The 26,876-nt window shown below is 58.8% G+C and carries 22 protein-coding genes; 17 read left to right on the top strand and 5 right to left on the bottom strand.

Translation table 11 applies throughout. The annotated features are described in order from the left end of the window. The first annotated feature begins 18 nt into the window (after positions 1 to 18). Positions 19 to 837 carry a sugar phosphate isomerase/epimerase family protein gene (locus ACEXP3_RS22610; RefSeq protein WP_377299465.1) on the top strand — a complete coding sequence of 273 codons (819 nt, stop codon included), beginning with the start codon at positions 19 to 21 and terminating at the stop codon, positions 835 to 837. 95 nt (positions 838 to 932) lie between these two features. On the opposite strand, the gene ACEXP3_RS22605 is transcribed toward ACEXP3_RS22610, so the two are convergent. Together ACEXP3_RS22605 and ACEXP3_RS22600 are read right to left on the bottom strand one after the other, a co-directional pair. Further along, positions 933 to 2,363 carry an aldehyde dehydrogenase family protein gene (locus tag ACEXP3_RS22605; RefSeq protein ID WP_377299464.1) on the bottom strand — a complete coding sequence of 477 codons (1,431 nt, stop codon included), beginning with the start codon at positions 2,361 to 2,363 and terminating at the stop codon, positions 933 to 935. Between the two features lie 78 nt (positions 2,364 to 2,441). After that, complete coding sequence (locus ACEXP3_RS22600; RefSeq protein WP_377299463.1) at positions 2,442 to 3,527, bottom strand: Zn-dependent alcohol dehydrogenase; 1,086 nt, start codon at positions 3,525 to 3,527, stop codon at positions 2,442 to 2,444. A 335-nt stretch (positions 3,528 to 3,862) separates the two neighbouring features. On the opposite strand from ACEXP3_RS22600, the gene ACEXP3_RS22595 reads away from it, so the two are divergent. The 3 genes from ACEXP3_RS22595 to ACEXP3_RS22585 are packed head-to-tail and all read left to right on the top strand — an operon-like array spanning position 3,863 to position 7,727. After that, positions 3,863 to 4,780 carry an ABC transporter permease gene (locus ACEXP3_RS22595; protein ID WP_377299462.1) on the top strand — a complete coding sequence of 306 codons (918 nt, stop codon included), beginning with the start codon at positions 3,863 to 3,865 and terminating at the stop codon, positions 4,778 to 4,780. Continuing rightward, a complete protein-coding gene (locus ACEXP3_RS22590) occupies positions 4,780 to 5,619 on the top strand; it encodes an ABC transporter permease (protein ID WP_377299461.1) in 840 nt (279 codons plus the stop codon). Before ACEXP3_RS22595 ends, ACEXP3_RS22590 begins: the two co-directional genes overlap by 1 nt. Next, positions 5,619 to 7,727: an ABC transporter ATP-binding protein gene (locus tag ACEXP3_RS22585; protein WP_377299460.1), complete on the top strand. Its 2,109-nt coding sequence runs from the start codon at positions 5,619 to 5,621 to the stop codon at positions 7,725 to 7,727. The genes ACEXP3_RS22590 and ACEXP3_RS22585 overlap by 1 nt, the downstream gene beginning before the upstream one ends. 82 nt (positions 7,728 to 7,809) lie before the next feature. On the opposite strand, the gene ACEXP3_RS22580 is transcribed toward ACEXP3_RS22585, so the two are convergent. Beyond that, the gene (locus ACEXP3_RS22580) at positions 7,810 to 9,450 is read right to left on the bottom strand and encodes an FAD-binding oxidoreductase (protein WP_377299459.1); all 1,641 of its coding nucleotides are present in this window, start codon (positions 9,448 to 9,450) and stop codon (positions 7,810 to 7,812) included. A 101-nt stretch (positions 9,451 to 9,551) separates the two neighbouring features. Between ACEXP3_RS22580 and ACEXP3_RS22575 the strand changes: the two genes are divergently transcribed. Then, the gene (locus ACEXP3_RS22575; protein WP_377299458.1) at positions 9,552 to 11,150 is read left to right on the top strand and encodes an alpha/beta fold hydrolase; all 1,599 of its coding nucleotides are present in this window, start codon (positions 9,552 to 9,554) and stop codon (positions 11,148 to 11,150) included. 6 nt (positions 11,151 to 11,156) lie between these two features. Here ACEXP3_RS22575 and ACEXP3_RS22570 read toward each other — a convergent pair whose 3' ends face one another. Then, on the bottom strand, positions 11,157 to 11,984 hold the full coding sequence (locus tag ACEXP3_RS22570) for a cupin domain-containing protein (RefSeq protein WP_377299457.1): 828 nt from the start codon (positions 11,982 to 11,984) through the stop codon (positions 11,157 to 11,159). Positions 11,985 to 12,287: 303 nt separating this feature from the next. On the opposite strand from ACEXP3_RS22570, the gene ACEXP3_RS22565 reads away from it, so the two are divergent. From ACEXP3_RS22565 to ACEXP3_RS22550, 4 genes are all read left to right on the top strand, one after another. Continuing rightward, positions 12,288 to 13,790: an ABC transporter substrate-binding protein gene (locus ACEXP3_RS22565; RefSeq protein ID WP_377299456.1), complete on the top strand. Its 1,503-nt coding sequence runs from the start codon at positions 12,288 to 12,290 to the stop codon at positions 13,788 to 13,790. A gap of 84 nt (positions 13,791 to 13,874) precedes the next feature. Next, complete coding sequence (locus ACEXP3_RS22560) at positions 13,875 to 15,257, top strand: phenylacetate--CoA ligase family protein (protein ID WP_377299455.1); 1,383 nt, start codon at positions 13,875 to 13,877, stop codon at positions 15,255 to 15,257. After that, on the top strand, positions 15,257 to 15,979 hold the full coding sequence (locus ACEXP3_RS22555) for an enoyl-CoA hydratase/isomerase family protein (protein WP_377299454.1): 723 nt from the start codon (positions 15,257 to 15,259) through the stop codon (positions 15,977 to 15,979). The genes ACEXP3_RS22560 and ACEXP3_RS22555 overlap by 1 nt, the downstream gene beginning before the upstream one ends. A gap of 189 nt (positions 15,980 to 16,168) precedes the next feature. After that, entirely contained in the window at positions 16,169 to 16,864 is a 696-nt protein-coding gene (locus ACEXP3_RS22550) for a GntR family transcriptional regulator (protein ID WP_377299453.1), read from the top strand. 67 nt (positions 16,865 to 16,931) lie between these two features. Here the strand turns inward: ACEXP3_RS22550 and ACEXP3_RS22545 are convergent, their stop codons facing one another. Then, entirely contained in the window at positions 16,932 to 17,834 is a 903-nt protein-coding gene (locus ACEXP3_RS22545) for an amidohydrolase family protein (RefSeq protein WP_377299452.1), read from the bottom strand. A gap of 145 nt (positions 17,835 to 17,979) precedes the next feature. On the opposite strand from ACEXP3_RS22545, the gene ACEXP3_RS22540 reads away from it, so the two are divergent. From ACEXP3_RS22540 to ACEXP3_RS22505, 8 genes are all read left to right on the top strand, one after another. Continuing rightward, positions 17,980 to 18,972: an isocitrate lyase/PEP mutase family protein gene (locus tag ACEXP3_RS22540; RefSeq protein ID WP_377299451.1), complete on the top strand. Its 993-nt coding sequence runs from the start codon at positions 17,980 to 17,982 to the stop codon at positions 18,970 to 18,972. Beyond that, positions 18,969 to 19,646 carry an isochorismatase family protein gene (locus tag ACEXP3_RS22535; RefSeq protein WP_377299450.1) on the top strand — a complete coding sequence of 226 codons (678 nt, stop codon included), beginning with the start codon at positions 18,969 to 18,971 and terminating at the stop codon, positions 19,644 to 19,646. The genes ACEXP3_RS22540 and ACEXP3_RS22535 overlap by 4 nt, the downstream gene beginning before the upstream one ends. Further along, positions 19,600 to 21,096: a dihydroorotase gene (locus tag ACEXP3_RS22530; RefSeq protein WP_377299449.1), complete on the top strand. Its 1,497-nt coding sequence runs from the start codon at positions 19,600 to 19,602 to the stop codon at positions 21,094 to 21,096. The genes ACEXP3_RS22535 and ACEXP3_RS22530 overlap by 47 nt, the downstream gene beginning before the upstream one ends. A 705-nt stretch (positions 21,097 to 21,801) precedes the next feature. Continuing rightward, the gene (locus tag ACEXP3_RS22525; RefSeq protein WP_377299448.1) at positions 21,802 to 22,521 is read left to right on the top strand and encodes a FadR/GntR family transcriptional regulator; all 720 of its coding nucleotides are present in this window, start codon (positions 21,802 to 21,804) and stop codon (positions 22,519 to 22,521) included. After that, a complete protein-coding gene (locus ACEXP3_RS22520) occupies positions 22,518 to 23,687 on the top strand; it encodes a PLP-dependent transferase (protein ID WP_377299447.1) in 1,170 nt (389 codons plus the stop codon). The genes ACEXP3_RS22525 and ACEXP3_RS22520 overlap by 4 nt, the downstream gene beginning before the upstream one ends. 45 nt (positions 23,688 to 23,732) lie before the next feature. After that, a complete protein-coding gene (locus ACEXP3_RS22515) occupies positions 23,733 to 24,992 on the top strand; it encodes an ABC transporter substrate-binding protein (RefSeq protein WP_377299446.1) in 1,260 nt (419 codons plus the stop codon). 107 nt (positions 24,993 to 25,099) lie between these two features. Further along, the gene (locus tag ACEXP3_RS22510) at positions 25,100 to 26,038 is read left to right on the top strand and encodes a carbohydrate ABC transporter permease (protein WP_377299445.1); all 939 of its coding nucleotides are present in this window, start codon (positions 25,100 to 25,102) and stop codon (positions 26,036 to 26,038) included. 4 nt (positions 26,039 to 26,042) lie between these two features. Beyond that, entirely contained in the window at positions 26,043 to 26,876 is an 834-nt protein-coding gene (locus tag ACEXP3_RS22505) for a carbohydrate ABC transporter permease (protein WP_377299444.1), read from the top strand.

The following is a 26,876-nucleotide window of genomic DNA, read 5'->3' as shown; positions in this document are numbered from 1 at the left end:
CAACACAAGGACTGACCCATGTCTGAACTGCCCATCCTAGGCGCCGCCATGACGTTGAAGGACGTTGAACTGAACCGCGACTGGCTTCTGGAAAAGCCGCGCGATCTCGAACTGCAGGATTTCGTTCCGGCCGAGGTTCTCTCCGGCGACTGGCAGCCGCTGGTGGAGCGCGCCAAAAATCTTCTCGACGGTCATCAGGGCCGGCTTGGCATGCACGGCCCCTTCATGGGCCTCAACGTCGCCTCTGCCGACCCGGATATCCGCGCCGTCGTGGCACGCCGCATGGAGCAGGCGCTCGACGTAGCCGCCGCGCTCGACATCACCCAGATCGTCATCCACAGCCCTTACACGACCTGGATGCACAACAATCTCGACAACTGGCCGGAGCAGCGCGAACGCGTGATGGAAGCGACGCACCAGACGCTCGATGCCGCCGTCAAGCGCGCCGAGAACCAGGGCTGCGTCTTCGTGCTGGAAAATATCGAGGACAAGGACCCCGCCGATCGTCGCCGTCTCGTTGAAGACTTCAACTCGCCGGCCTTTGCGCTTTCGATCGATACCGGCCATGCACATTACGCGCATGGTTCCACCGGTGCGGCCCCGGTCGATTACTTCGCCCATGATGCCAGCAACCTGCTGCAGCATGTCCATCTGCAGGATGCCGACGGTTTTGCTGACCGTCACTGGCCGCTCGGTCATGGCACCGTCAACTGGCGTGCGCTCTTTGCCCGCCTCTCGGTCATCACGTCGAACCCGCGCCTGATCATCGAGATCCGCGACAAGAGCCAGATCCAGGCCTCTGCCGCTCATCTCGAGATGCTGGGCCTTGCGCAGTAACTTGAAACCATGGAGAATGAAACTCACTAAGGCAACTCAGCCGGGCGGATTGTCTCCGCCCGGCTTTTCATTCGGATCATCCAGAGAGGGTCATGCTAAAGCGGGCTCGCAACGGTCTTTGTTTCCAGGTAGGCGTCAAATACCTCTCTGCCGCGTTCACGCCCCCATCCGGATTGGCGGAAGCCGCCGAAGGGGAGGGCGCTATCGCCCACGAAATGACGGTTAATGCCAATCGTGCCCGCGCGGACGCGCGCTGCCATCTTATGCGCGGTCTTGAAATCGCGCGTCCAGATGCTGGCGGCGAGGCCATAGACGCTGCCATTGGCTTCTGCGGCGATCCTGTCGAGATCATCGTCTTCATAGCGCAGGACACTGAGAACCGGTCCGAAGATCTCTTCCTTTACCACGCTCATATCCGGCTTCAGGCTCGCAAGCACCGTCGGCTTATAGAAATAGCCTTCGGATCCGATCCGGGTGCCACCGGTGATGACATTGGCTCCTTCTCGAACGCCGCGGTCCGTCATGGAAGAAACGCGCTGAAGATGCGCCGAGGATATCAGCGGACCCATCTGAGTCCCCTCGTTAAAGCCGTAACCAACCTTCAATGCATCTGCGGCCGAAGCCACGCCTTCGACGATCCTGTCGAACACATCTTTGTGGGCATAGACACGAGAGCCGGCGGTGCAGATCTGGCCTGCGCCGGAAAAGATGCCGGTCGCAACGCCCGGAATGGCTGCGTCGAGATCGGCATCCGGAAAGATAATCTGCGGGCTCTTGCCGCCGAGTTCGAGCGAAACGCGCTTCAGATTGCTGGCGGCCGCCGCCGTCACGATGGCTCTGCCGACGTTTGTCGAGCCCGTGAAGGCGATCTTGTCAATGTCCAGATGTGACGCCATGGCCGAGCCGACAGCGGCCCCGCCCGTCACGACATTGAAGACGCCTTTGGGAAAACCCGCTTCCAAAGCAAGCTCGGCGAGGAGGAGGGCGCTGAGAGGTGTCTGCTCTGCAGGCTTCAGGATGACGGTGCAGCCGGCGGCGAGCGCCGGTGCAATCTTCCATATCGCCATCATGACCGGGCCATTCCAGGGGACGATCTGACCGACGACTCCGACAGGCTCGCGAAGCGTATAGGCGTGCCACTCACCGGCGGCCGAAACGGGAATTGTTTCGCCGGTCAGCTTTGTCGGCCATCCTGCGGTGTAACGCAAGAGATCGACGGACGACCCGATATGGCCGGCCTTGGCGACAGCCAGCGGCAGTCCGACATTCAGGGTCTCTATTTCCGCGAGTATGTCCGCGTTGGCCTCGACCAGATCAGCCAAACGCCATAAGAGCTTGGAGCGCTCGTTCGGCTTCATCCCCCGCCAAGCCGGGTTTTCAAAGGCGCGACGGGCAGCTTTTACAGCAAGATCGACATCGTCGGCAGAGCCACTCGGCGCTTGCGCGATAATGCGGCCAGTACCAGGGTCATAAACATCCGATATCTGGCCCGAAATGGCTTGTTTCCATTCCCCATCGATCATCATGGCATGCTTGCGCGCCACGAATTGCGTGGTCGCTAGGCTTGGAGCGCGTAATTGCACGTTCATCGGGTTATCCTTACCTCAAGCAGTCATATCGATGATCTGGCGCACGGGCGCGCCCGTATGGAGGTTTTCGAAGGCTTCGTTGATCTGGGAAAGCTCGATCTTGTCCGAGATGAGATGGTCGAGCTTCAATCTGCCCTGCATGTAATATTCAAGCAGGTGGGGGATATCGACGCGAAACTGGTTCGATCCCATTGAGGATCCCTGGATGCGGCGGTCCTTGATAAACATGGAGCCTTCGAATTCCAATTTCATGCCGGGCTTGAACATTCCCAGAATGGTGGCTGTGCCGCCCATGCGAAGCATTGCAAAGGCCTGTTCTGCGGTCTTCTTCAAGCCCAACGCTTCGAACGCATAGGGCACACCCCCAGAGGTCATCTCCATGACGGCAGCTACGGCATCAACCTGGGATGCGTTGATGACATCGGTTGCCCCGAGCTTCTTTGCCAATTCCAGTTTGCTGTCCAGCATGTCGATAGCGATAATCCGGCCTGCGCCCGCCAGCATCGCCCCGCTGACAACCGAAAGGCCGACCCCGCCGCAGCCGATCACCGCAACTGTCGAACCTGGCTTGACCTGAGCGGCATGAATGACAGCTCCAACGCCAGTCAGAACGCCACAGCCGACAAGAGCTGCCCGGTCCAGCGGGACGTCCCGGTTGATCTTGACGATGGCGTTTTCATGCACGAGCATCTGCTCGGCAAAAGAGGAGAGATTAGAGAACTGGTGGACGAGCTTGCCGTTCAGCCACAAACGCTCCGCCTTTCCCGGCGGCAGCTTCACGTCAACGCTTTCGCAAATGTTCGGTCGTCCTGTCACGCAGTTCGGGCATGTGCCGCAAAATACGGACAAGCAGGTGACGACGTGATCGCCCTTCTTCACATAGGTGACATCTTCACCAACCGCTTCGACAATGCCGGACGATTCATGGCCCGGGATCATCGGCATCGGGTAGGAGTAGGTGCCGTCAGCGAAATGCAGGTCCGAATGGCAAACTCCTGCGTAAGAGGTACGAACCAGAACCTCTCGCCTGCCGGGTTTGCTGATTTCGACGCTTTCGATCGTCATCGGCTGGCCCGCTTCCCAGAGTACTGCAGCTTTCATCTCGTGCACCTTTGCTGTGTGGAATGGGTAGCATCTTGCAATCTGTTGACAGTTGACGTCAAGGGGATGCTTACGAGTTTATTCACATCGGTCGATGTCGCAAAAGCGCGCTATCGAGGCGTCGTATCTTAATCGTCACAGACCATTGGCGCCATAATCGCGGGGCAGCGGGCGCGTCCCGAACCTAACGTGCCCGTCGACGATTGCCTCGTACACCGTATTGCAGACTGTTGACAGTTCCGTGCGTTGCGCGCTACCTTTCGTGGCAGAATAAGAAACGGGAACTCTCACCTCAGGATCGGTTGCGTGATGCGGCCTGAGCCGAAGGAGGTCTAATGACACTATTCCTTATCAAGCGCCTCCTGCAATCCGCGCTGACGGTGTTGGGCGTGATCACCGCAGCATTTTTCCTTGTTCGGTTAGCGGGGGATCCAGCGGTGCTGCAGCTTTCCGCCGAGGCAACGGCCGATGACATTGCCCGCGTGAGACAGTCGCTGGGCCTCGATCGTCCGCTCATCGTCCAGTATCTTGACTTTATCTGGAACGTGCTGCATGGCGATTTTGGCGTTTCGCTGCGCCAAAATGTGTCTGCCATGGACCTCGTGCTAGAAAGAGTGCCGGCGACACTGGAGCTTGCGCTGACCTCCTTCGTGGTCGGCATAAGCCTCGCTTTCGTCTTCGGCATCACAATGCGTATGACGCCGTCACGCCTCCTGCGCCAGGTGATCATGTGGGTCGCCCTTGGGCGGCAGGCCATCCCGATCTTTTCCTTCGGCTTGCTGATGATCCTCGTCTTTTCGGTCTGGCTGAAGTGGCTTCCTTCGCTCGGTCGCGGAACCTTGGCACATCTTGTGCTCCCGGCGCTGACGCTGGGCACTTACGAGCTTGCCCTGTACCTCAGATTGTTCAACGCCTCGCTCGCGACCGAGCAGCGGCAGGACTACGTTCGAACGGCCTACGCCAAGGGACAGGGCAAGATCCAGGTTTTGCTCCAGCATATGCTTCCCAATGCGCTGCTGCCGCTTGTCACCGTCGCAGGCATCAATCTGGGCCTTCTGCTCGGTGGGACAGTCGTGACGGAAACTGTGTTCAGCTGGCCGGGGGTTGGCAGGTTGATCGTCCAGTCCGTCAGCCAGCGTGATTTTCCAGTGATTATCGCCGGCGTGTTTCTCATTTCTCTGATGTTCGTCGTCATCAACTTGATCGTCGATGTGCTCTACGGCTTTCTCGATCCGCGTGTGAGGATGGTCTGATGCGTTTTGATCTGTCCCGAACTCTGGCGGTCGGTCTGTTGGCTGCTATCGTATTGTTCATGGTGGTTACTCCCTTCCTGCCGATTTATGACCCTTACACACAAAACCTGGCAGGGAGCCTGGTGCCGATCGGAGAAACCTCGTTCGATGGCAAGCTCTATCTGCTGGGATCGGACACCCTTGGCCGCGACATTTTGAGCCGTTTGGCACTGGCGGGCCAGGTATCGACGCTGATCGGCCTTGGAGCTGTTGCAGTCAGCCTGGTCGTCGGCGTGTTTCTGGGCCTCGTTGCTGGCTTTTTCCGTGGTCCGGTCGAGGCGGCAATCATGGGTCTTGCGGATTTGCAGCTCTCCATACCGCGTGTGCTGCTGCTCATTGCCGTCAGCGCCATCGTCGGGCCGAGCGTCACCAATCTTGCCATCCTGCTCGGCCTCACAAGCTGGGTCTCCTACGGCCGCGTCGCGCGTGGCATGGCGCTCAGCCTGAGGGAGCGCGAGTTTGTTCTTTCAGCCCGCACGCAAGGTGCTACGGCGGCATGGAATATTCGCAAGCATCTTCTTCCCAACGTCATGCCGCAGATGCTGATCGTAGGGTCCTACGAGTTCGGACAGATCATCGTCATGGAGGCCTCGCTCAGCTATCTCGGTCTGGGTGTGCAGCCGCCGTTGCCAAGCTGGGGAATGATGGTTGCAGAAGGCCAAAGCTATCTGGCGCTGGCGCCGTCACTTGCCATCCTGCCGAGCATTGCTCTCTTCATTCTGGTTGCCGGTCTGCAATTCCTCTCCCAGGCTTTCACCGCCGAAGGTGAGGTTGCCGGTGCTCCCGAAAGGTCAAAATAATGACGAACAGTCATATCAACGCGGAAAAGCCGGTGCTGACTGATATCGTCCTCAGTGTCCGCAATCTCACTATCGAGGTTCCCGGTGCAAACGGGCCCGTACGCCTGGTCGATGATGTTTCGTTCGATGTTCGGCAGAACGAGGTCTTCGGCATCGTCGGTGAATCCGGTTCGGGCAAAAGCATCACCATGCTCGCCGTATTGGGACTTCTCGCTGAACCGCTGAAGGTGGTTTCCGGCAGCATCAAGCTGCGTGGCAAAGAGTTGTCGAAGATGTCGTTTGCAGACATGCGGGCTGTCCGCGGCAAGAGCATGGCGATTGTCTTCCAGGACCCGATGACCACTCTCAATCCCGTCCTGAGTGTCGGAAAACAGATCGGGGAGGCGGTTCGTCTGCACAATCCCGATATGGCAAAGCAGGATGTGAAGGGCCGCGTGGTCGAACTTCTGACGCTGGTTGGTATTCCAAACCCGGAAAAGCGTTACCACCAATTTCCCAACGAGTTTTCGGGCGGCATGCGCCAGCGTGTCGTGATTGCCATTGCCATGGCCAACGAGCCGGATCTCCTGATTGCCGATGAGCCGACAACCGCGCTCGATGTCACGATCCAAGCGCAGGTGATGTCCGTGCTCGCCGAGGTGCGGGCGCGCACAAAAGCTGCCATGGTGCTGATCACGCACGACCTCGGCCTCGTGGCGGAAACCGCCGATCGCATGGCAGTCATGTATGGCGGGCGGATGATGGAGACGTCGCCGGCCACCAAGCTTTTCAGCCGGCCCGATCATCCCTATACGGCCGGCCTGATCGCCAGCCTGCCGCGCGTGGATCGCGAGGTGAAGGAACTCTACTCAATTTCCGGCTTCGTGCCCGATCTTGCGAACCGACCGAGCGGCTGCGTTTTTCATCCCCGTTGTGCCATGTCGAACGGGCGCTCTCAGTGTCGCGAACAGAAGCCAGCGCTTCAAGCAACGGGTGCCGATAGTGCCGTTGCCTGCCACTTCAGCAACGAAACCGCCGATTGGCGGGATGCGCAGGAAAAGGCTGTCCAGATCGTGGATCGCAGCTTGCCCGATGGTAAAACTTCCCTTGAGCCGATCCTGAAAGTGGAAAAGCTTCGAAAGGAATTCCAGATCGGCGTGAGCCTCTTTGGAAAAGGCCAAAGGCTCAATGCTCTGCGCGATATTTCGTTTGAGCTTCCTCGCGGTCGTACGCTTGGGCTGGTGGGTGAGTCGGGATGTGGAAAATCCACACTGGCGCGCGTGTTGCTTCGCCTGCTCGGCGCTTCCGGAGGCGATGTTTATCTGAACGGAGAGCCCTTCACGCAGTTGCGTGGGACGCGCTTGCGAAACAAGCGCCGCGACCTCCAGGTCGTGTTTCAGGATCCTTACTCGTCGCTGGACCCGCGCATGACAATCCATGAGGTGATTGCCGAACCCCTGCGCATTCACGGCAAATATTCGCCGGAGCGGATCAATGAACTGCTTGCCCATGTCGGCCTTACACCGGATGCCGGACGCCGGCGTCCGCCGGAATTTTCAGGTGGACAGCGGCAACGCATTGCAATTGCGCGGGCGCTCGCGCTTCATCCGGATGTTCTCATCCTTGACGAAGCCGTTTCGGCACTCGATGTGTCGATCCAGGCGCAAATCATCAATCTGTTGAAGAAGCTGCAGGATGAGATGGGCCTCACTTACGTGTTCATCTCACACGATCTCTCGGTTGTCCGTCATATCTCCGATGAGGTTGCCGTGATGTATCTCGGTCGGATTGTTGAGCATGGATCGGTTCGGCAGGTTTTCGACGCACCGGCACATCCCTACACCCAGGCCTTGCTTTCTTCCATTCCGCGCCCCGACGCGACCCACGGCGAAGGCCGCATCGTGTTGAAGGGCGATCTCCCCAATCCGCTGTCGCCACCGAGCGGCTGCGCATTTCGGACCCGTTGCTTCCGTGCATTGGACGATTGCGCGCAGACCGAGCCGGAGCTGAAGCCGCGGACGGGAGCTGGACATCTGAGCGCATGCCTGTTCCCCGGCCAGCCCCTGCAATCGCAGACAAGCCAGGCGAGCTTGGCGGCACCTGCCAAGCAGGCAAGCGGTCACGGCTGATTGGTCGTCAAAGATCGGCACATGAAAAGGACGCCGCAGTATATCCAGACTGCGGCGTCCTTTCTTTGAGCTGTTGTGCTGCCTATTGGTGAATGGCGAAGAGATTGCCCGGATTGATGATGTTGTTGGGATCGAGGTTCGTTTTCAGATCTTCCAGCAGCTTGGCCGTACCAGGCTGACGGGTCGCGAAATAAGGATATTTGCGACCAATCTGCATGTGGACGCCGCTCAAACCGCGCCAGGCCTCGACAATATCTTTGGAGATTTCGCGAACGGCCTGGGCAGAGCAGGGATTTGCCGGACGCTGCTTGATTTTTGATCTTTCCGCATCGGTCATGAAATGCGTGTGAAGCGCATAGGGCGCGTCGGACCAGCGGATCAATGTCTCGACCCCGACGCCGGATGGGCCGTGCGTCGAGAGCAGGTAACCTCTGTCTATACCGCATTCTTTCATCAGGTCGGCATGCCGCGAAAAGATCTCCTCGGTTCTTGTGAAGCATTCACCGCCCCGCGAATTCGGGACCACGGTGTGCAGCCAGTTCATGCGCTTCGCGGAGGGTGTGAGCAGTCCGTTCATGCGCGGAAATGGCATGGCCCGCATGACCCGCGGGATCGAGGCTGGAATAGGGCGCCCCCCTGCGGCGGTGGCGATCTGCCGGACGCGCTTCAACTTTGATCGCAAGTCTGCTGCGTCGCGCCCCTCACAGACGCAGTTCATCAGATAGCCGACCTTGTCGGCAAAGCGTCTGCCGCTGGCGGCAATCAGAGCCGCATCCTTCAGGCCGGAAAGGAGTGAGCCGCTTCCCTTGACGATCCCGACGAGCGTGGCTAGGTCGCTGGTAATGCCTTCGCTTGCCATGCGGCTGCGCGCTGTGAATGGATCCATGCCAAGACACTCGCTCGCCAGGAGTTCCGCACCGATCTGGCCCATGGCGCCGAGCTGCGCCCCGGGGTCGTCAAACGAGAAGGAGCTGAAGCCGGTCTCTGCTGCTATCGGGATCAGTTGCAGCGTGATGCGGGTCTTGATGCCGAATGCGCCACAATCGCCGAGGAAGAGCCCCGTGAGATCCGGCCCGTAATTGCGGAAGAATGGGGACGCCTCGCTGATCGAAGCGGCGGAACCCGTCGTGAGAACCTCACCCATTCCTGTCACCACTTGCAGGCCAAGCACGCTTTCTGCAGATGTCCCGCGCGATGCCGAGCCGTAAAACTTGCCGCCCTGCGACACAGTGGCGCCGACGGTGGCATGAAGGCCGGAAAATGTTCCCCAAAACGGGGTCGTCAGTCCATAGGGCTTCAAAACGTCGCGAAGCCTGGACCATGTGACCCCCGCTTCGACGGTGATGTAGCGATCCTGAGGTTGCACATCGCAGATTTGGTCCATGTGCGTCATGTCGACGAGGACGGTCCTGTCGTTTTCGGCGATGTAGCCTGCGCTGTAGGAGAGGCCTGCCCCGCGGCTTGCGAGAGTGATCCCTAGCCGGTTTGCGGCCATGACCAGCGCTGCGACCTGTTCGGTGGAGCACGGGGAGACAGCCGCAATCGGCAGGTGCTCAGAAACGTAATAAATATCAGTCTGATACAGGGACAGATCAGACACACTCAGCCTGATGCCGGGGAGTGCGGCGCCCAATTGCGCCAGCAGGTGGCTGCGGCCAACAGCATCGTCCGCTCGGGTCATCGTGATTGTCTCCGCTGCTATCAAAAAAGGTCGTAAAGACACTGGACATGCATATCGATTTGACATGTAAACTGTCAACAGTTTTGCAGTGGGAGCAGTCAATGTCGACAGGGACGCAGTCGCCTACAAGAGCGCGCAAGCCGATGTTCAAGGGTTTTCTAGAGATTAATGGGACGTTGCTCCATTATGCCAGGCAGGGGGAAGGTCCCCCTCTGGTCATGTTGCATGCGGCGCCCTGTTCGCTGCGCGTCATGGAGCCGCTCCAGAACGCATGGTCGGACCATTTCACCACGATCGCGTTCGATTTGCCGGGCTTCGGCCTTTCGGGCCTGCCGGATCGGGAGGAGATCTCGACAGCCGACCTCGCAGACGCAATAGCGGAAGGGATCCGTCTGCTCTCGCTGCCCAAGGTCATGCTGTATGGTCGCCACACCGGGGCAGGGGTTGCGGTGGAGCTGGCACGCCGACATCCGGATCTCTGCAGCTTCGTGCTGACCGACGGCTTTCCTGTTTTTGCCAAGCCCTACACAGAGGAGCGGCTTGCGGAATATCTGACGCCGATCACACCGACCTGGGACGGCGGACATTTGACCTGGGCTTGGTTCCGTTACCGGGAACAGCATATGTTCTGGCCTTGGGACCGGCCGCTTTTGTCACAGCGCGCCGATACCGACTTACCGGATATCGACTTTCTCTATCGCGGAGCCACGGAATTGTTGACGGCCAGAGAAACCTACGCCAAAGTTTATGCCTCCGCCTTCCGGCATCCCGGGCTTGCCATGATCGATAAAGTGGAGGTCCCCGTCATCTACGGTAATCGGCCGGGTGACAGCCAGTACAAGACTGTGCCGCTTTATCCTGAAAGCGCCAAAGTGCATGTCTTTGCACGCGATCATGAGAAGGCCGCGCTTGAAGAGCTTGACCTGCTCATTGAGCATGCACCGGACCAGCCGGCGCCAGCCTACGTCGGTCCTGATTTTGTCACCCGATCCTCGTGGCGCGATTATATCACGACGAAGAACGGCGCCACCTACTGCCGCGCTGAAGCCATGGATCGCGAGGGCGTCCTGACACTGTATTTGCCGGATCTTCCTGGCAGCATCGATCTGCATGTTGAAGAGATCAGGGCGCTGTCGTTGCAGGGGCCGGTGCTCGCCATCGACCCATGGGGCAACGGTCAGTCCATTCTTCGTCCCCCTGAGCCCGTTTCAATCGATATCTGGATTAACCAGATCATCGACGTCATCACGCGGTTGGCTGTCGATCGGCTTTACATTCACGCCCATGGAACGTCGGCGGCGATTGCGCTGGAGCTTGACCGGCGCATGCCCGAGTTGATTGCAGGCATGACGCTTCGCTCACCTCCAGCGCTCGAAATGGACGATCCGGCTGATTTTGCTGACGATTATGCGCCCGACATTTCCCCTGAATGGGCAGGGGGGAATTTCCTGAAGCTCTGGCATCATCTGCGTGACCAGGAGCTATGGTGGCCGTGGAACAGACGCACCCTTGCGAATGCCAAGACGACCGAACCCCGTATCGATCCCGCCTGGCTGCACCGTCGCGCTGTTGTTCTTTTGAGGCAACCGACGCATTACCGAACCATATGGCAGCTGGTGCTGCGCTATCCGGTGGCTGAGCGGCTGGCATCGGTGAAGGCATCCTGCGCAATCACCAGCGATCCAGGCGACGTATTTGCGTTTGCGGCAGAGCGCGCCAAGGCCTTGGCGCGCGCCAGTTGATGATCCCTAGTAGCGCGATTGCGGCGGATAGCGTTTGCCAAGAGGCTTGAGGTGGTCGGGCAGGATCGGGCGGTGCTCGGGATAGAAGGTGAACGGATCCGTATCCTCCCAGAAGGTCTCCTGGCTGCCGCCGAAGCCGCGGAACAGGATCAGCGCACCCGTTGGAGAACCGTAAGGGGCATGCTTGGCCATGGGAGGGCGAATGCAATAGGCTCCTGCCTGCATGGTGCCGAGTGGGCCGGCCAGTTCGCCGGACAGCATGAAGAACTCCTGGGCGATCGGATGTCGCTCTGCCTGCTCGCCGCGTCGGAAGGCTATGGTGGCCGTGATATAGGTTGTCTCGCCGGAGAATGGGTCTTGCCGAAGCACGCGCATGCGCGCCCCCGCCTTCATGCTGCCAAGCCCGAACTTGTCGAAATCTCCATCCCACTGACCGGCGGACACATCGAACTGCCGGACGAGGCGTGCTTCGATCTTCGCCTGATCGGTCCGCAAGCCTTCTTCGATCGGCTCCGAACGGAAATAGAGAAGCGTCACACCGTGGCGCGTGGCAATCGCATTCGCATCATATCCGGCCGGCAGGAAGGCATAGCAATGGGCGGTATAAACCATGGCCTCGATCGTCAGTGTGCCATCGAGGATATAGATCTCCTCGTCGAAAGGCTGCGCTCCCGCCGGCCGCTCCCAGTGTTCGGGCAGCGTCAGGATGGTGCTGACCGCCCCCGTCTCGTAATCTTCACTGAGCAGCTTCAAGCGGGCATCGGGATAGCCGATGCGCTCAGCGGCTTGCCAGTCAAGGTATTGCGCCTGGATGAAGTCTATGTGGTCACGCATGTCGAGCCTCTGCTGTCCAGTTTGGGTTTCATGTCCTCAGCGACGCTAACAGATCCGTCTCTTGATCAAAAGACAACTGTTGACAGTTATCAGTTGGCGCCTTAGCCTGTTGATCAAAGCGAGACGCAGGATCGTCAGGGCATAGGGGAACATCAACGAACACCCCTGGCGATCGGGTGGAATGCGATGCACGGGAGCGGTTTCTTCGTTCTTGTGCTGGCTCCTGTTTCTCCTTGTCGAAGCTTTCGAATTCCGAATGGGGTCCGGACCCGTGATTGAACCCCGTGCATTCAGGAGAAGCTGATGAATTTCTTTCGTAGGCTGATGACGACGATGGGTGCTGCGACGCTGGCAGCCGGGCTGCTAGCAGCGCCGACCTTGTCTCTCGCTGCGCCGAAGACCCTTACCGTCGCGCTACCCGGGGATTTCCCCGGCCTTGATCCCAGCAAGGATACCTCGCCGCTCGGCTTCAACTATCGTCTGAACGTCTTCGACGCGTTGACGGAATTGCAGCGCGATGGCCAGATGAACCCGCGCCTGGCGGAATCCTGGGAGCCGTCGGCCGATCTTCTGACTTGGACATTCAAGCTGCGCAAGAATGTCAAGTTCCATGACGGCAGTCCGTTTACCGCCGACGACGTGATTTTCACGGTCAACCGAGTCCTCAGTGACAACACCACCCCCGTGCGCACCTTCATCAAGCTGGTGAAGACGGTGGAAAAGGTTGACGACTACACGGTGAAGTTCACGCTGATCCAGCCTTACGGCATTTTTTACCGCCAGATCAGCTACCTGAACATCATGTCGAAGACGTATTTTGACAAGGTTGGCGACCAGGGATACGCGACCAAGCCGGTGGGGACGGGGCCTTACAAGTTCGTGCAATGGGTCAAGGACGATCGCATGGTGCTTGAGGCCAACGAGAATTACTGGCGCGGCGCGCCGGCAATCAAGACGGCCACATTCCGCCCGATCCCCTCTGAAGCAAGCCGCGCGTCAGCACTTCTCTCCGGCGAAGTCGATCTCGTTCCGGCGCTTCCGCCGGCACTCATGGCGCAGTTGAAGAGTTCCTCCGATTTGAAGGTGGACATCGCACCCGGATTTCGGGTCATCTTCGTCGCCTTCAACGTCAACAAGCCGCCGTTGGACAACCCGATGATCCGCGAAGCGATTGATCGCGGGATCGATCGAACTGCGATTGCTGACAAGCTGCTTCGGGGGCTTGGAAAGCCGACTGGCATCATGGTGCCCCCGATGAACATCGGTTACGATCCGTCACTCACGCCGACCAAATTCGATCCGGCCGCAGCAAAAGAGCTTGTTGCCAAGTCGGGATATAAGGGTGAAGTGATCTCCATCCAGTACCCTAACAACAACATCGTCATGGCGAATGAAGTCGTACAGGCAATCGCCGGCTATATGACGGCGATCGGGCTCAAGGTCGAAATCAAGCCGATGGAGTTCACAGCCTTTTTCCCGCTTTGGCTGCAGTCGAAGCTGGATAGCATGTACTTTTTCGCCTTCGGATCGTCGCAGTATCATGCCGAAACGGTGTTGACGACCATGTACGAAGACGGCTCGCACGCCTACCGGGTCGACAAGGAAATCGATCGCCTGCTGAAAGAGCAGCGGATGACAACGGATGTGGCCAAGCAAAAGCAGCTGATCGGCCAGGCCTTCCGTCGCAGCAACGAGAATCGCTATCACCTTCCGCTCTATGACGAAATGCAGGCCTACGGCGTCAAGAAGACGATTGACTACAATCCCTGGCCGGATGGCTTCGTTCGTCTCTACGATTTCAAGTGAAACGCCTGGGCGGGGCGAGGTTCAGCCTCGCTTCGCCCGGCCGGACGACCGCATACCTTCGATCTTGTGACGGAACATCAAACAATGACATCCAGCGAAAGAAGCTTCACTCTTCCTGACATGTTGCGCCAGCCGGTTGAGGCGGTGCAAGCCTTGCAGGATAAGCTCATCCAACAGATGGTGGAATTGTGCTACGAGCACCATCCTTACTATTCAAAGCTGATGCGCTCGGAGGGTCTTCGTCCGGAGCATATCCGAAACAGGGCGGAGCTTGATCGTCTCCCGCCATGCTCGAAGAAGGAATTCCTTGCAGACCCCGATGCGTTCCGAATGCGGCCGGAAGGACTGCCCGGAAACGAGGGGATCCTGTGGAAGATAATCTACACGACCGGGACGACGACCGGCAAACCTGCGCCGATCTATGTCACCGCCCATGATCATTTTGCGTATATGTACGCGTTCCAGGATCGCCGAGAGATGATTGGTCTGCGTGAGACCGATCTCATCGCCAATCTTTTTCCGATGACGGGCTTTCCCATGGGCGCATATTCGCGCGCCGCGGACGAAGCGGGCGCTGTCGGCGCGGCGATCCTGTTCGGCAACACAGGCCGCACCGATTCCATGTTCCCGGTGAACCGCTCCCTTGATCAGGCCGTTGCCTCCATTGCGCGCCATCGTGCCACCGTCCTTTGGGGCGTCGCCGGCTTCGTGCGCCGTATCCTCATCCGGGCCCAGGAAAGCGGCGCGGATTTCAGCAGCGTCCGCATGGTGATGACGACGGGTGAAGCGTCTTCACCGGCCATGCGCGAGGATTTCCGTCAACGCATGCGTGCCCTTGGCTGCGCCGATACGGTCATCGTCAACCGTTACGGATCGACGGAGCAGGGTGGTACGATGATCGAATGCTGCGAAGGGAGCGGCTTTCATAGCGTTCTGCCCGATCAGCTGTTTCATGAGGTCGTTGACGATGAAACGGGCAAGCACGTGGCTGACGGTGAGAGCGGTATGCTGGCCGTCACCCATCTTAATCGGCGCGGCACCGTTTTCCTTCGCTACAAGATGGGCGATGTGGGATCGCTCACGCACGAGAAATGTCCGCATTGCGGCCGGACATCCGTCCGTCTTTCCTCCAAGCCCGCCCGTGTGGGCGACATCATCAAGGTGAGGGGAGCTCTCGTCAATCTTGGCAATCTCAAGGAAGAATTCGATCGTATGCCCGGCATCGACGAATACCAGATTGTCGTGACCTCTCAGGATCCCAGCGATCCGTTTTCCATGGATGAACTCGTTGTCCGGCTCGCGCCCGCTCAGGGACAGGCCGATACGATCTCTGAACGGATGATTGCAGAGGTCAAGCGCCTGACGAACCTGCGTCCGATCGTGGAACTGGTGGCGCGTGACACGATCTACGATCCCACTCTTCCGGCGAAGCCGAAACGGATCGTGGACTTGCGCCAGGCGCGCTGATGGATGACATAACCTATGAGGTTTCGGGGGCTGTCGCCACACTTACAATATGCCGCCAGCACAAGCGCAATGCGCTGGCGCGGAAACATTTTGCCCGTCTCGCCGCCCTGATGCGCAGGGCGGATGAGGATGGTTCTATTCGCGTTGTCGTCCTGACGGGGGAGGGTTCTCTCGCATTTTGCGCCGGCGCTGACCTTTCCGCGGATGAAACATTTCTTGAGGATCTCGCGTCAGACAGGACAACCGGTCTTGGCGATTATTTGCGGCAGACCTGCCTGCTGCCGAAACCACGCGTCGCGCGCATCAACGGGCATTGCTATGCTGGCGGTATGGGATTGCTTGCGAGCTGCGATCTGGTTGTCACGTGCGACGATGCCCGTTTCGCCTTGCCGGAAATCAATCTGGGAATATTCCCATTCGTGGTACTTGCTGCACTGGAAGATCGCATAGCACATGGACATGCAATGCAGCTTGCGCTAAGCGGCGCAGCGATTTCGGCCGACCGTGCGTTCGAAATCGGTTTGGTTTCGCACAAGGTGCCTCGTTCCGAACTGGACGCCGCAGTCGAGACGATTGTTGCAGGATTGGCGATGCATTCGGCGTCTGCAACGGCATTTGGTTTGCTGCATGCACGGCGTGCCGATACCGCGGGATATCTTTCAAGAATAACAAAGGCGGAAGCGCTCAGCCGAGAACTTGCGTCATCCAGGGAAGGAAACTGAATCGGAGCTTGGATTTTCAAAAGGGATATCGGGATTGTTGCGCCTCATGGGGCCAGCTCTCAATGTGCATATGAAACCCAGGATTTCAATTCCAACATCGAACGTCTGCTGGTATGCGTGAAGCAATCTACGGCATTGTCTTTATAAGCACGACCAGCTTTACTGCCCTATGCGCTCAAGGAGCTTGGCATGTCGAACATTCAGCCGATTATTAAATCTTCCCTAAGCGCCGAAGCCTTCGACAAGGTCGTCGAGGCGATCACATCCGGTGAGTTTGACCCGGGGCAACGGCTTTCAGAGGCAGAGCTTGCGCGCAATCTTGGCATTAGCCGTGGGCCATTGCGCGAGGCCCTTGGGCGCCTTGAAGGACGACTGGTCAAGCGAACGCCGCGGATTGGCGTTCATGTCATATCATTTACGAGAGACGACCTTGAATCGCTATTCCTGACGCGCGAAGCGCTTGAAGGCATGTCAGCCCGGCTTGCTGCGGAACGCATGACGGTCAAGCAATTGGATGATCTTCGCGACTTGCTGGAAAGTCATTCCCACAAGCCGGAACTCGCCTCCGGGGAAGCTTACGTACAGCGTCCGCGGGACGACGATTTTCACTTTGCCATCATCCATGGAGCCAAATGCGACCGAATCGAGCGCATGCTGATGAATGAAATCTATTATCAGCTGCGAATCCATCGCCGCAAATCCAGCACCCAGCCAGGCCGTGCCCAGGCGGCGTTGAAGGAGCATCGGCAGATTGTTGAGGCGCTGGAGAGCCGTGATCCGGATCGCGCCGAGGCCGCCATGCGCATGCACCTGCGCAATGCTCGCTACAGCTCACTTGCCGCGCTGACGGTTGAACAGCCGCGTCGACCCGAACGCGCGATCTGATATCCCGATCGGGGTCTGTCATCGTAGGGTGAGGGGAAGGCGCGCGCAGCGTCCTTCCCCGTTAGGCTCAGCCCGGAAGGTTGAAAACCTTCAAGGCGTTGTCGCGCAGCAACTTGCGCTTGGAAGCGGGGCGCATGTCAAACTCATGGATTTCACGCATGGCCCGTTCCGGGTCGATCACCCACCAGTCTGTTCCGAACAGGAATTTGTCCTGCCCGTATGTGTTGGCAAAGTGGACGGCTGACGCACCCCAGTGTTTGGGGGCGTAGGCATCACCGCACATGAAGACGTTCCGGTGTTTGGTGGCGACACTGATCATCTCTTCCGTCCACGGGTATCCCAGATGAATGCCAATGATGGTCAGTTCCGGAAAATCAATCGCAATGCGGTCGAGAGCCATCGGGTGAGCGACGGTCGCCAGCCGGTTATCCGATCGATACACAAGGCAGTGGCCGACCTGCATCATGATGGGAATGCCCAGTTCGGCGCACCGCGCGTAGTAGGGGTAGTAGATCGCAGCCTCCGGTGACTGCCCAAACCAGTGCGGATAGAGGTGTGCGCCGACAAAACCGTATTCATGCACAGCCTTGTCCAGCTCCTTCAGGCCTGAAATGCCGAGCAACGGGTTGATCCCGGCGAGACCGGAGTACCTGTGGGGATATTTCTGACAGGCTTCGTAGATGTATTCGTAGGGGATTTCCGTCGACGTGCTCATGCGCCGATCACCGCAGCGCGTTGCAATCAGCAGCGAGCGCTCAATGCCCGCCCGGTCCATCTTTTCGATGTATTCTTCTGGAGTTAAGCCTTTTCGGGGGCCTTCTTCCATGCGGACCTGGTCGCGAAAGTTCTCGTCTGTCGGGACGCGGCCTTCTGCAATGACCTGCGGCGTGTAGAAATTGGTGACGATATCGATCGCTCCATATCCGTCGCGGGTTCTTGTGCTGTCGAATTCGTATTTTGTATCGGTCATGTCTCATTACCCCGGTTCGCGCGCTAACACTTTCTCACGGATCGCAATCTGTCAACAGTTTGCCGTGAAAAGTTCCCGACTGATGGCTCGGTCCCAAAAATGGCGTTAATTTCTCAGTTCCTCGATCAGAGAGGAGCCTGATTGCGTGGAAAAGTTCAATGTCGTCATAATTTGTAGACTGTTGACAGATGGCTATCCGCGGCTATGCTTGGAGCAACTACTCAAGCATGAAGGAAAACGTCGTCATATGTCCAAGGCGAAGCAGCTCAAAGCAATTGTCGCCCGTCGTCAGGCTCTTCCCGTGCCAGGGGCTGCAAATGCCCTAAGTGCCCGGGTCATCGAGGATCTAGGCTTCGAAGTCGTCTATCTGACCGGTGCAGGCCTCGCCAATACGACATTCGGCGTTCCGGACATCGGGCTGACCACGCTGACGGAGGTGGTCTCGGCCGCTTCGGCCATTTCGGATGCCATCGACCTGCCGATCATTGTCGATGCCGATACCGGGTTTGGAAATCCTCTGAACATGGTTCGCACCATCCGTTCGCTGGAAAGAGCTGGCGCCGCTGGCATCCAGATCGAAGACCAGGTCTTCCCGAAGAAATGCGGACACTTTTCCGGCAAGGATGTCATTCCGCTAAGTGAGATGCTCGACAAGTTGAAGGCTGCACTCGATACACGGATCGATCCGGATCTTCAGATCATCGCGCGGACCGATGCTGCCGCCGTCGAGGGTCTTGATAGGGCAATAGAGCGGGCCCAGGCCTTTGCAGAGATCGGCGCTGATCTGACTTTCGTCGAAGCGCCACGTTCCCTGGACGAACTCGCTCAAATTCCGGGCAAGATTGCAGTGCCACAAGTGGCCAATATCGTATTTGGCGGCAAGACGCCCGATCCCGGCCGCAGCGAAATGACGAAAATGGGCTTTTCGCTCGTGCTCTATGCCAATGCCGCCTTGCAGGCTTCGGTCCGGGCTCAATATGAAGTTCTCGGCGCATTGAAGCAGACCGGATCACTCGATGCGGTGGCCGGGCAGCTCGCGACATTTGAAGAGCGCCAGCGTGTGGTCTCCAAGGATGCTTGGGACGCACTTGAACAGCGCTACACGCTGAAAGATTTGAAGATGGGAGCGGCGGAATGAGCTATCCGTGGGACGGCATCATCAGTGAGGCAGAACAGGCTGCCTACAAGGCGGTTGGCTTTGGTCGCTCGTCCGGCCTGGGGAAGCGCCCTGCGCTTTTGATCATTGACGTGCAGTATCGCACCGTCGGATCAAGGCCGATGCCCATGGAGGAGGCGATCAAGGAATACGCTACCTCCTGCGGCGAGACGGCTTGGGCTGCCGTTCATAAAATTCGTGCTCTTTTGGACTTGTTCCGCGCCAAAGGTTGGCCGGTCATGTATCCCCATGTAGCGCCAAAACTCTCGTTTGACGCGGGTCGCCTGTCCGAAAAGATCCCCGCGATCATGGACATTCCGACGGAAGGATACAACTTCGTCAAAGAGATTGCGCCCGTTGAGGGCGATACGCTGCTGCCGAAAAAGCATCCGAGCGCGTTTTTTGGAACGCCTCTGGCAAGCTATCTGATCAACGCTCAGGCCGACACGGTTGTGATCACAGGTTGCTCCACAAGCGGATGCGTGCGTGGCTCGGTTGTCGACTCGTTCGCCTATAACTTCAAGACGATCGTACCGCAGGATGCGGTTTACGATCGCTCCCCCACCTCGCATGCGGTCAACCTGTTTGATATGGCCTCGAAATACGCGGATGTGGCGTCAACAGAGGACATCCTCGAGAAGCTCAAAGCGATCTGACCGTCGTCAGCCGCCCACGATCATACTGTCAATTGAGACAAGCGAGTGCCAGCCGATGTTTTCCTGCGATCTTGCCATTCGTGATGGTGATGTGATCTTGCCCGGAAAGGGCAGGACGCGTTGCGATCTCGCCATTTCCAACGGGCGCATCCTGGCGATCCTCGAACCCGGCAGCCCGCTCGAGGCGTCGGAAAATTTCTCTGCTGCCGGTCTTGTAATCCTGCCGGGTGCAATCGATCCCCATCTGCATCTCGGGCATGCAACTGACATCTCGCGACCGCGCGTGCCGGAAGACGCTGATCGCGAAACCGCAGCCGCGGTCGCCGGCGGCATCACCTGCTTCATTCCCTTTCTGATGGCGACCGACCCCTTCGAGTCGGTCTTTGACGATGTGGTCAAGGTGACCGAAGCGGGAGCACGCATCGATTTCGGCTACCATTTCATTATATCGACGCCGGAACAGCTCGCAGGCGTGCCCCGCTATGCCCATGAAATGGGGGCGCCGACGTTCAAGATCTTCATGAACAATCGGGGTGGGGAGGGCAAGCGGCTCGGCCTCCCGGACATCGACGACGCTTTTCTGTTCAGGCTTTGCGAACTGGCCGCGGCCAATGGGGGGATGGTCTGTCCGCACCCCGAGAATATCGAGGTTGCCTGGGTCCTGCGCGACAGATTGAAGGCAGATCGCGGCGCTCTTGATGACTTGGCCCTGTGGAACGCCTCGCGTCCTCCCTTCGTTGAAGCGGACGCGGTCCAGCGTTCCGCTTACCTCGCACAGCAGGCCGGTGCGCCGCTTTATGTTGTGCATACCTCGTCCAAAGAGGCGCTTGAACTTGGTCTCCTGCACCGTGCGCGGGGTGCGCAAGTCTATTTCGAAACCTGCCCGCACTACCTGACGCATGATGTTACCTGGGAGGGCGGAAAGACCGGCAAGATCAATCCGCCGCTGCGCGAGCCGGCAGACAGGGAGCGGCTCTGGCAGGGGTTGCTGAATGGCGAGATCGACACGATTGGAACCGACCATGTCCATCGAGATATTGCGTCCAAATCTGCCGATATCTGGTCGGCATCGCCGGGCTGCCCGGGTCTCGAAACGATGCTGCCTGTGCTCCTGACCGATGGCTACCATGCCCGCGGTCTGTCTCTGGAGCGGATCGCTCAACTGACATCGACCAATCCTGCACGCCTGATGGGTCTCGATCATGTCAAAGGGGCCATTGCACCTGGAATGGATGCCGATCTGGCGATGATCGATCTCGATGCCGAATGGACGCTCGAGCGCAAGGATGTCGTCAGCTCCGCGGGTTACTCGATTTACGAAGGCAAACGTTTTCGCGGCGCGATCGAGCATACAATGGTGCGGGGACAGTTTGCGATGCGCAATCGCCAGCTTGTTGAAGGTGGCACAGGCCGGGGACGCTATATCCACCGGACCCTCAAGGGCTCGTAATTTAATGGACAGAACGCCGACGCAAGCCACCTTTATTCGGTCCTCCTTACCCGAGCGATTTTCTGCTGCGTAGGTTGAACCCAGGCCACATCGCTTGCTGCCTGGATGAATGCTCTGAACTCTAGACACCTCCTAACCGCCAGACAGTCCCCGACACCGACCGTCCTCTCTGACCGGATTGGAGGAAAAACGTAGCCGACACACTCTGGGGCGTACAGCGGCCGCCGGTCGCACCCCATCAAGAGCAGTGCGAGGAGTTGTGAGATCCATACGCTGACGCCCAGTAACCGGTTAGAATATAAATCAATTCCTGCCCATGCGAGAAAGCACTCACGGCAAATGTAGATGGATGATGCAACGGCCGGATGCCAAAGCCGGGGGCTGTCGTTTGTAAAACGGCACTGGGTAAGGAACGATTTTCCCGAGTGGTATCCTCAGCTCGGCAGAACCCACGATAGCAACTGTAGGTGTCCCCCGAACGCCGTCTCCACTGCTTTGTTGATCGGCTTACTGTCCAGAAGAGGCAGCGTTGACGCAACTGACATGAGCGCGACGCGCGCGGCCCGCAAATCTCGAAGCACCAATCCGCCGTTCCTCGCCCGAGGGTGCCGTCTATTTTGGCGTGTTTGATGCCTTGACGGCTTGGCCGTGATTTGCATTATTGCTCAGATGTCAGACCAATTCTGATATCGGAGCTGATGCCGGATGACAAATTTGGATCACAAAGCGGTCCTTGTGCCCCTTCCCACGGCGGACCGGGCGCAGCAGGTCATGGCTGCTCTGGCAGATTACATCGCGCACGCCCGGCTTGAGCCCGGCGATCGATTGCCTGCCGAGCGCGAGTTGATGCAGGCGCTGGCAGTCGGGCGGTCCACCATCCGCGAAGTCATCCGGCATTTTCAGGCGCTTGGTGTCGTTGAGGCTCGCAAGGGCAGTGGAACCTATCTGCTGCGGGCGATTTCCGGCACCACCATTCACATGCCGCTATCGATGGAAACCGCCCATCTTCGGGACGCTCTTCTGCAGACGCTGGAGGTGCGCCGCGGCATCGAGGCGGAGGCGGGCATGGTGGCCGCTCTCAGGCGCACCGATGCCGACCTTGAGGACATCGAACGAAAGCTCAACGAGATGGAGCGGGTGCATCTGTCCAAGGGCACATCCGGCCCCGAGGACTTGCAGTTCCATCTGGCGATCTATGACGCCACTCACAACCCGCTGTTCAAGCAGTTGCTGGAGCAGATGCGCGGCGCCTTCGAGCGCTTCTGGGACAGGCCGTTCGACCGACCGGATTTCGCCCGTCGCTCGTTTCCCTTCCACCGCACGCTGTTTAACGCCATCGCCGCCCGCGATCCCGAGGCGGCACGCGCAGAAACACTGAAGATCCTCGCAATCGTCGAGGAAGACATCAAGGACATGTCCCAATGACCCACGGCTTTGACCCCTCGGAGGAAGCTTCCCTCATCGTCGCCCATGACGCGAGCAACGCCTATGACGCCGTGGTGCCGCCGATCGTGCAGACCTCGCTGTTCACCTTCACCGATTACGACGACATGATCGCCTCCTATCGCGGCGAGAAGGTCCGTCCGATCTATACGCGCGGTCTCAACCCCACCGTCCGGATGTTCGAGGAGATGCTGGCAAAGCTCGAAGGGGCAGAGGATGCGCTTGGTTTTGCGAGCGGCATGTCGGCGATTTCCTCGACGGTCCTGTCCTTTGTCCAGCCGGGAGACCGGATCGTTGCCGTGCGCCATGTCTATCCCGACGCTTATCGGCTGTTTGGCACGCTGCTCAAGCGCATGAATGTCGAGGTCACCTATGTCGATGGGCGTGATGAGGCGGAGGTCGCACGCGCGCTGCCCGGCGCCAAGCTTTTCTACATGGAAAGCCCCACCAGCTGGGTGATGGAAACGCATGACGTCGCAGCACTTGCCACATTGGCCCGCAGCCACGGCGTGCTCAGCGTCATCGACAACAGTTGGGCAAGCCCGATTTTCCAGCAACCGATTGGGCTCGGTGTCAATCTCGTGATCCACTCCGCCTCCAAATATCTTGGGGGCCATAGCGATGTGGTAGCAGGCGTTGTTGCCGGATCGAAAGACCTGATCGGCCGCATCCGCGCCGAGGCCTATCCCTATCTCGGCGGCAAGCTTTCGCCGTTCGATGCCTGGCTGCTGATCCGTGGTCTGCGCACCCTGCCGATCCGCATGAAGGCGCATGAGCGTTCGGCGGTGGAGATCGCACGGCGGCTGCAGGCCCATGCTGCTGTCGAGACCGTCTGTTACCCGGGTCTTGCCAACCGACTGCCGCCGGGCCTCACCGGTACATCCGGCCTGTTTTCGTTCATTGTGCGCGAAGGCGTCAATGTCCGCACCTTTGCCGACACGCTGCAGCTTTTCAAGCTGGGTGTCAGCTGGGGCGGGCATGAGAGCCTCATCGTGCCCGGTGAAGTCGTGCTTGCGCAGAAGGCGCAGCCCAATTCCGCAGAAGCCTTTGGCATCAGCGCGCGCTCGGTCCGGCTCCACGTCGGGCTGGAGGGAACGGAGGTTCTCTGGAGTGATCTCGAGGCAGCACTTGCCGCCGCGACAGACTGACATTCAAGACAACTGAAGCCAGAAAACCAACCAGGAGGGAAGAACATGAAGAAACTGATCCTTGCAACCGCTCTTACAGCGCTGATGGCCGGCACGGCCTTGGCCGATACCAAGCTGAAACTGGTGGAAGTCATCACCAGCCCGGAGCGCACCGAGACGCTGAAATCGATCGTCGCAAAGTTCGAAGCGGCCAACCCCGGCACCACCGTCGAAATCATTTCCTTGCCCTGGGGCGAAGCATTCCAGAAATTCGCAACCATGGTGTCGGCCGGCGAGATCCCCGACGTCATGGAAATGCCCGATACCTGGCTGTCGCTTTATGCCAATAACGGCATGGTGGAGAGCCTTGAACCTTACCTTAAGACCTGGGAGCACACGGCAGGCCTGACCGATCGGGCTCTTGAACTTGGCCGCGACGTGAAGAACACGGCCTACATGCTGCCCTACGGATTTTACCTCCGGGCGATGTTCTACAACAAGAAGATCTTCGCCGAGGCAGGCGTTGCCGGACCGCCCAAGACCATGGACGAATTCGTTGCGGCATCGGAAAAGATCTCGAAACTGCCCGGCAAATACGGCTACTGCATGCGTGGCGGCCCGGGCGGCCTCAACGGCTGGATGATGTTTGCGGCCAACATGGCCGGCGACAACAATTTCTTCAATGCCGATGGCACCTCCAAGTTCAGTGAGCCGGACTGGGTCAAGGGCATCACCTGGATGGTCGATCTCTACAAGAAGGGCTATGCACCGAAGGACAGCGTCAACTGGGGCTTCAACGAGATCGTGGCCGGCTTCTACACGGGCACCTGCGCCATGCTTGACCAGGATCCGGATGCGCTGATCGCCATCAGCGAGCGCATGAATGCGGCCGATTACGCCGTCGTGCCGATGCCCAAGGGCCCGTCGGGCAAGACCTTCCCGACGATCGGTTATGCCGGCTGGTCGATGATGTCGGCCAGCACCCACAAGGACCTGTCCTGGAAACTGATCGCAACACTCGAAGGCCCGGAAGGCAATATCGAGTGGAACAAGCGCATCGGCGCGCTGCCGGCGCTGAAGGCTGCGGAAAAAGATCCCTTCTATGCAGGAGAGCAGTTCAAGGGCTGGTTCGATGAACTTGCCGACAAGAACGCCATCCCGACAGTCATGCCGACCTATCTGGAAGAGTTCGCCTATTTCAAGGACAGCCTGGCGATCAAGACCACGCAGGAAGCCATGCTGGGCGATATCACGCCCGAAGACTTGGCCAAGCAGTGGGCTGAGTACCTGACGGCGGCGCAGAAGAAGTTCCTCGCCACCAAGTAGCAGCATCGGAACCGGGGCCTGCAGGACTTACCGCCTGCTGGCCCCGGCACGCCGACCGACAGTGAACCCGGCCTGCTCCCGGCGGCCGCGAACCGGATACCCGACCCATGTCCTCAACCGCTGCCATCCGCCCCGGTCACCTGGGCGATCGCCGGACGCTGAAAAAGCGGTTCGCCGATGCAGCCGCGCCCTATCTTTATAGCGCGCCGGTGCTGATCCTGATCGTCACCGTGATGCTGGTGCCCCTGGTGCTCGGCATCTCCTATGCCTTTCGCGAGGTGCAACTGCTGAAGCCGTTTTCGGGCGGCTTCATCGGCCTCGATCATTTCGTCACCCTGTCGAAGGATCAGGCCTTTTATCGGGCGCTGCGCAACACGCTGTGGTGGACGGGGGCATCGGTTGTCCTGCAATTCGTCTTCGGCCTGATCCTGGCGCTTTTGTTGGACAAGCCGTTTTTCGGCCGGGCCGTCGTGCAGGCGCTGATTTTCCTGCCCTGGGCGGTGCCGAGTTTCCTGGCGGGCCTTAACTGGGCCTGGCTGTTCAACCCGGTGGTCGGGCCCATTCCCCACTGGCTGTTTTCGTTCGGCATCCTGCCGGCACCCTCAAACATCCTGTCGGATCCGCAGCTTGCCATGTGGGGTCCGATTGTCGCCAATGTCTGGTGGGGCATCCCGTTTTTCTCCATTACGCTCCTGGCAGCACTTCAGGCCATTCCGCGCGATCTCTACGAGGCTGCCAGTATCGATGGGGCAGGGCCCGTGCGTCGGTTCCTGTCGATCACTCTGCCGTTTCTGGCGCCGACCATTGCCATCACGGTTCTGTTGCGCACCGTCTGGGTGTCGAATTTTGCCGACCTGATTATCGTCATGACCAATGGCGGGCCCGCCGACCGCACTCAGATCGTGGCCAGCTACATTTTCACCCAAGCCTTCAAGCGGCTGGATTTCGGCTATGCCTCGGCCATCGCGCTCGTGCTTCTGGTGCTTTTGATCACCTATTCGATGCTGATTGTCCTGTTGCGCCAATGGCTATTGAGCAAGGATTGAACCCATGACCGGCAAACGTGTCCTCGCCATTGCAGCCCATCGCGTCGCAATCCTGGTCTATCTCGTCTTCGCCCTGTTTCCGCTCTACTGGCTGCTGAAGGTTTCGGTCACGCCCAACAAGCTGCTCTATTCGGAAGGCATCCGCATGTGGCCTTCACGCACCAGCTTTGAACATTTCGACTTCGTGCTGAAGCACAGCGATTTCCCTATCTTCTTCAAGAACAGCCTGATCGTGTCCGGCTCGACCGCCATCATCGTGACGCTGTTTGCCTCAACAGCTGGCTATGCCCTGTCGCGATTTCAATTCCGTGGCAAATACGCCCTGATCGGTTTGATGTTGCTCACTCAAATGTTCCCGCTTGTCATGCTGGTGGCGCCAATTTTCAAAATCCTCTCCCCGCTTGGCCTCACCAACAGCCTGACCGGGTTGGTCATCGTCTATTCCGCCTTCAACGTGCCCTTTGCCACTTTCTTGATGCAGTCCTTCTTCGACGGCATTCCGAAAGATCTGGAGGAGGCGGCGATGATTGATGGCGCAACCCAGTTCGGTGCCTTCCGGCAGATCATCCTGCCGCTGACGCTTCCGGGCATCGCCGCCACCCTTGGTTTCGTGTTCACCGCAGCGTGGAGCGAACTTCTGTTCTCGCTCATGCTGATCTCGGGCAATGCATCGGCAACCTTCCCGGTCGGGCTACTGTCTTTCGTGTCAAAGTTCTCGGTCGATTTCGGGCAGATGATGGCGGCTGGCGTCATGGCGCTCGTGCCGGCCTGCCTGTTCTTCCTGCTGATCCAACGTTACCTCGTTCAGGGCCTGACGGCCGGCGCCGTAAAAGGCTGA

The sequence above is a fragment of the Neorhizobium fuzhouense genome (assembly GCF_042611105.1).
Taxonomy (GTDB): domain Bacteria; phylum Pseudomonadota; class Alphaproteobacteria; order Rhizobiales; family Rhizobiaceae; genus Neorhizobium; species Neorhizobium galegae_A.
Note: the sequence above shows the minus strand (reverse complement) of the source record. Positions and strands in the feature narration are given on the sequence as shown.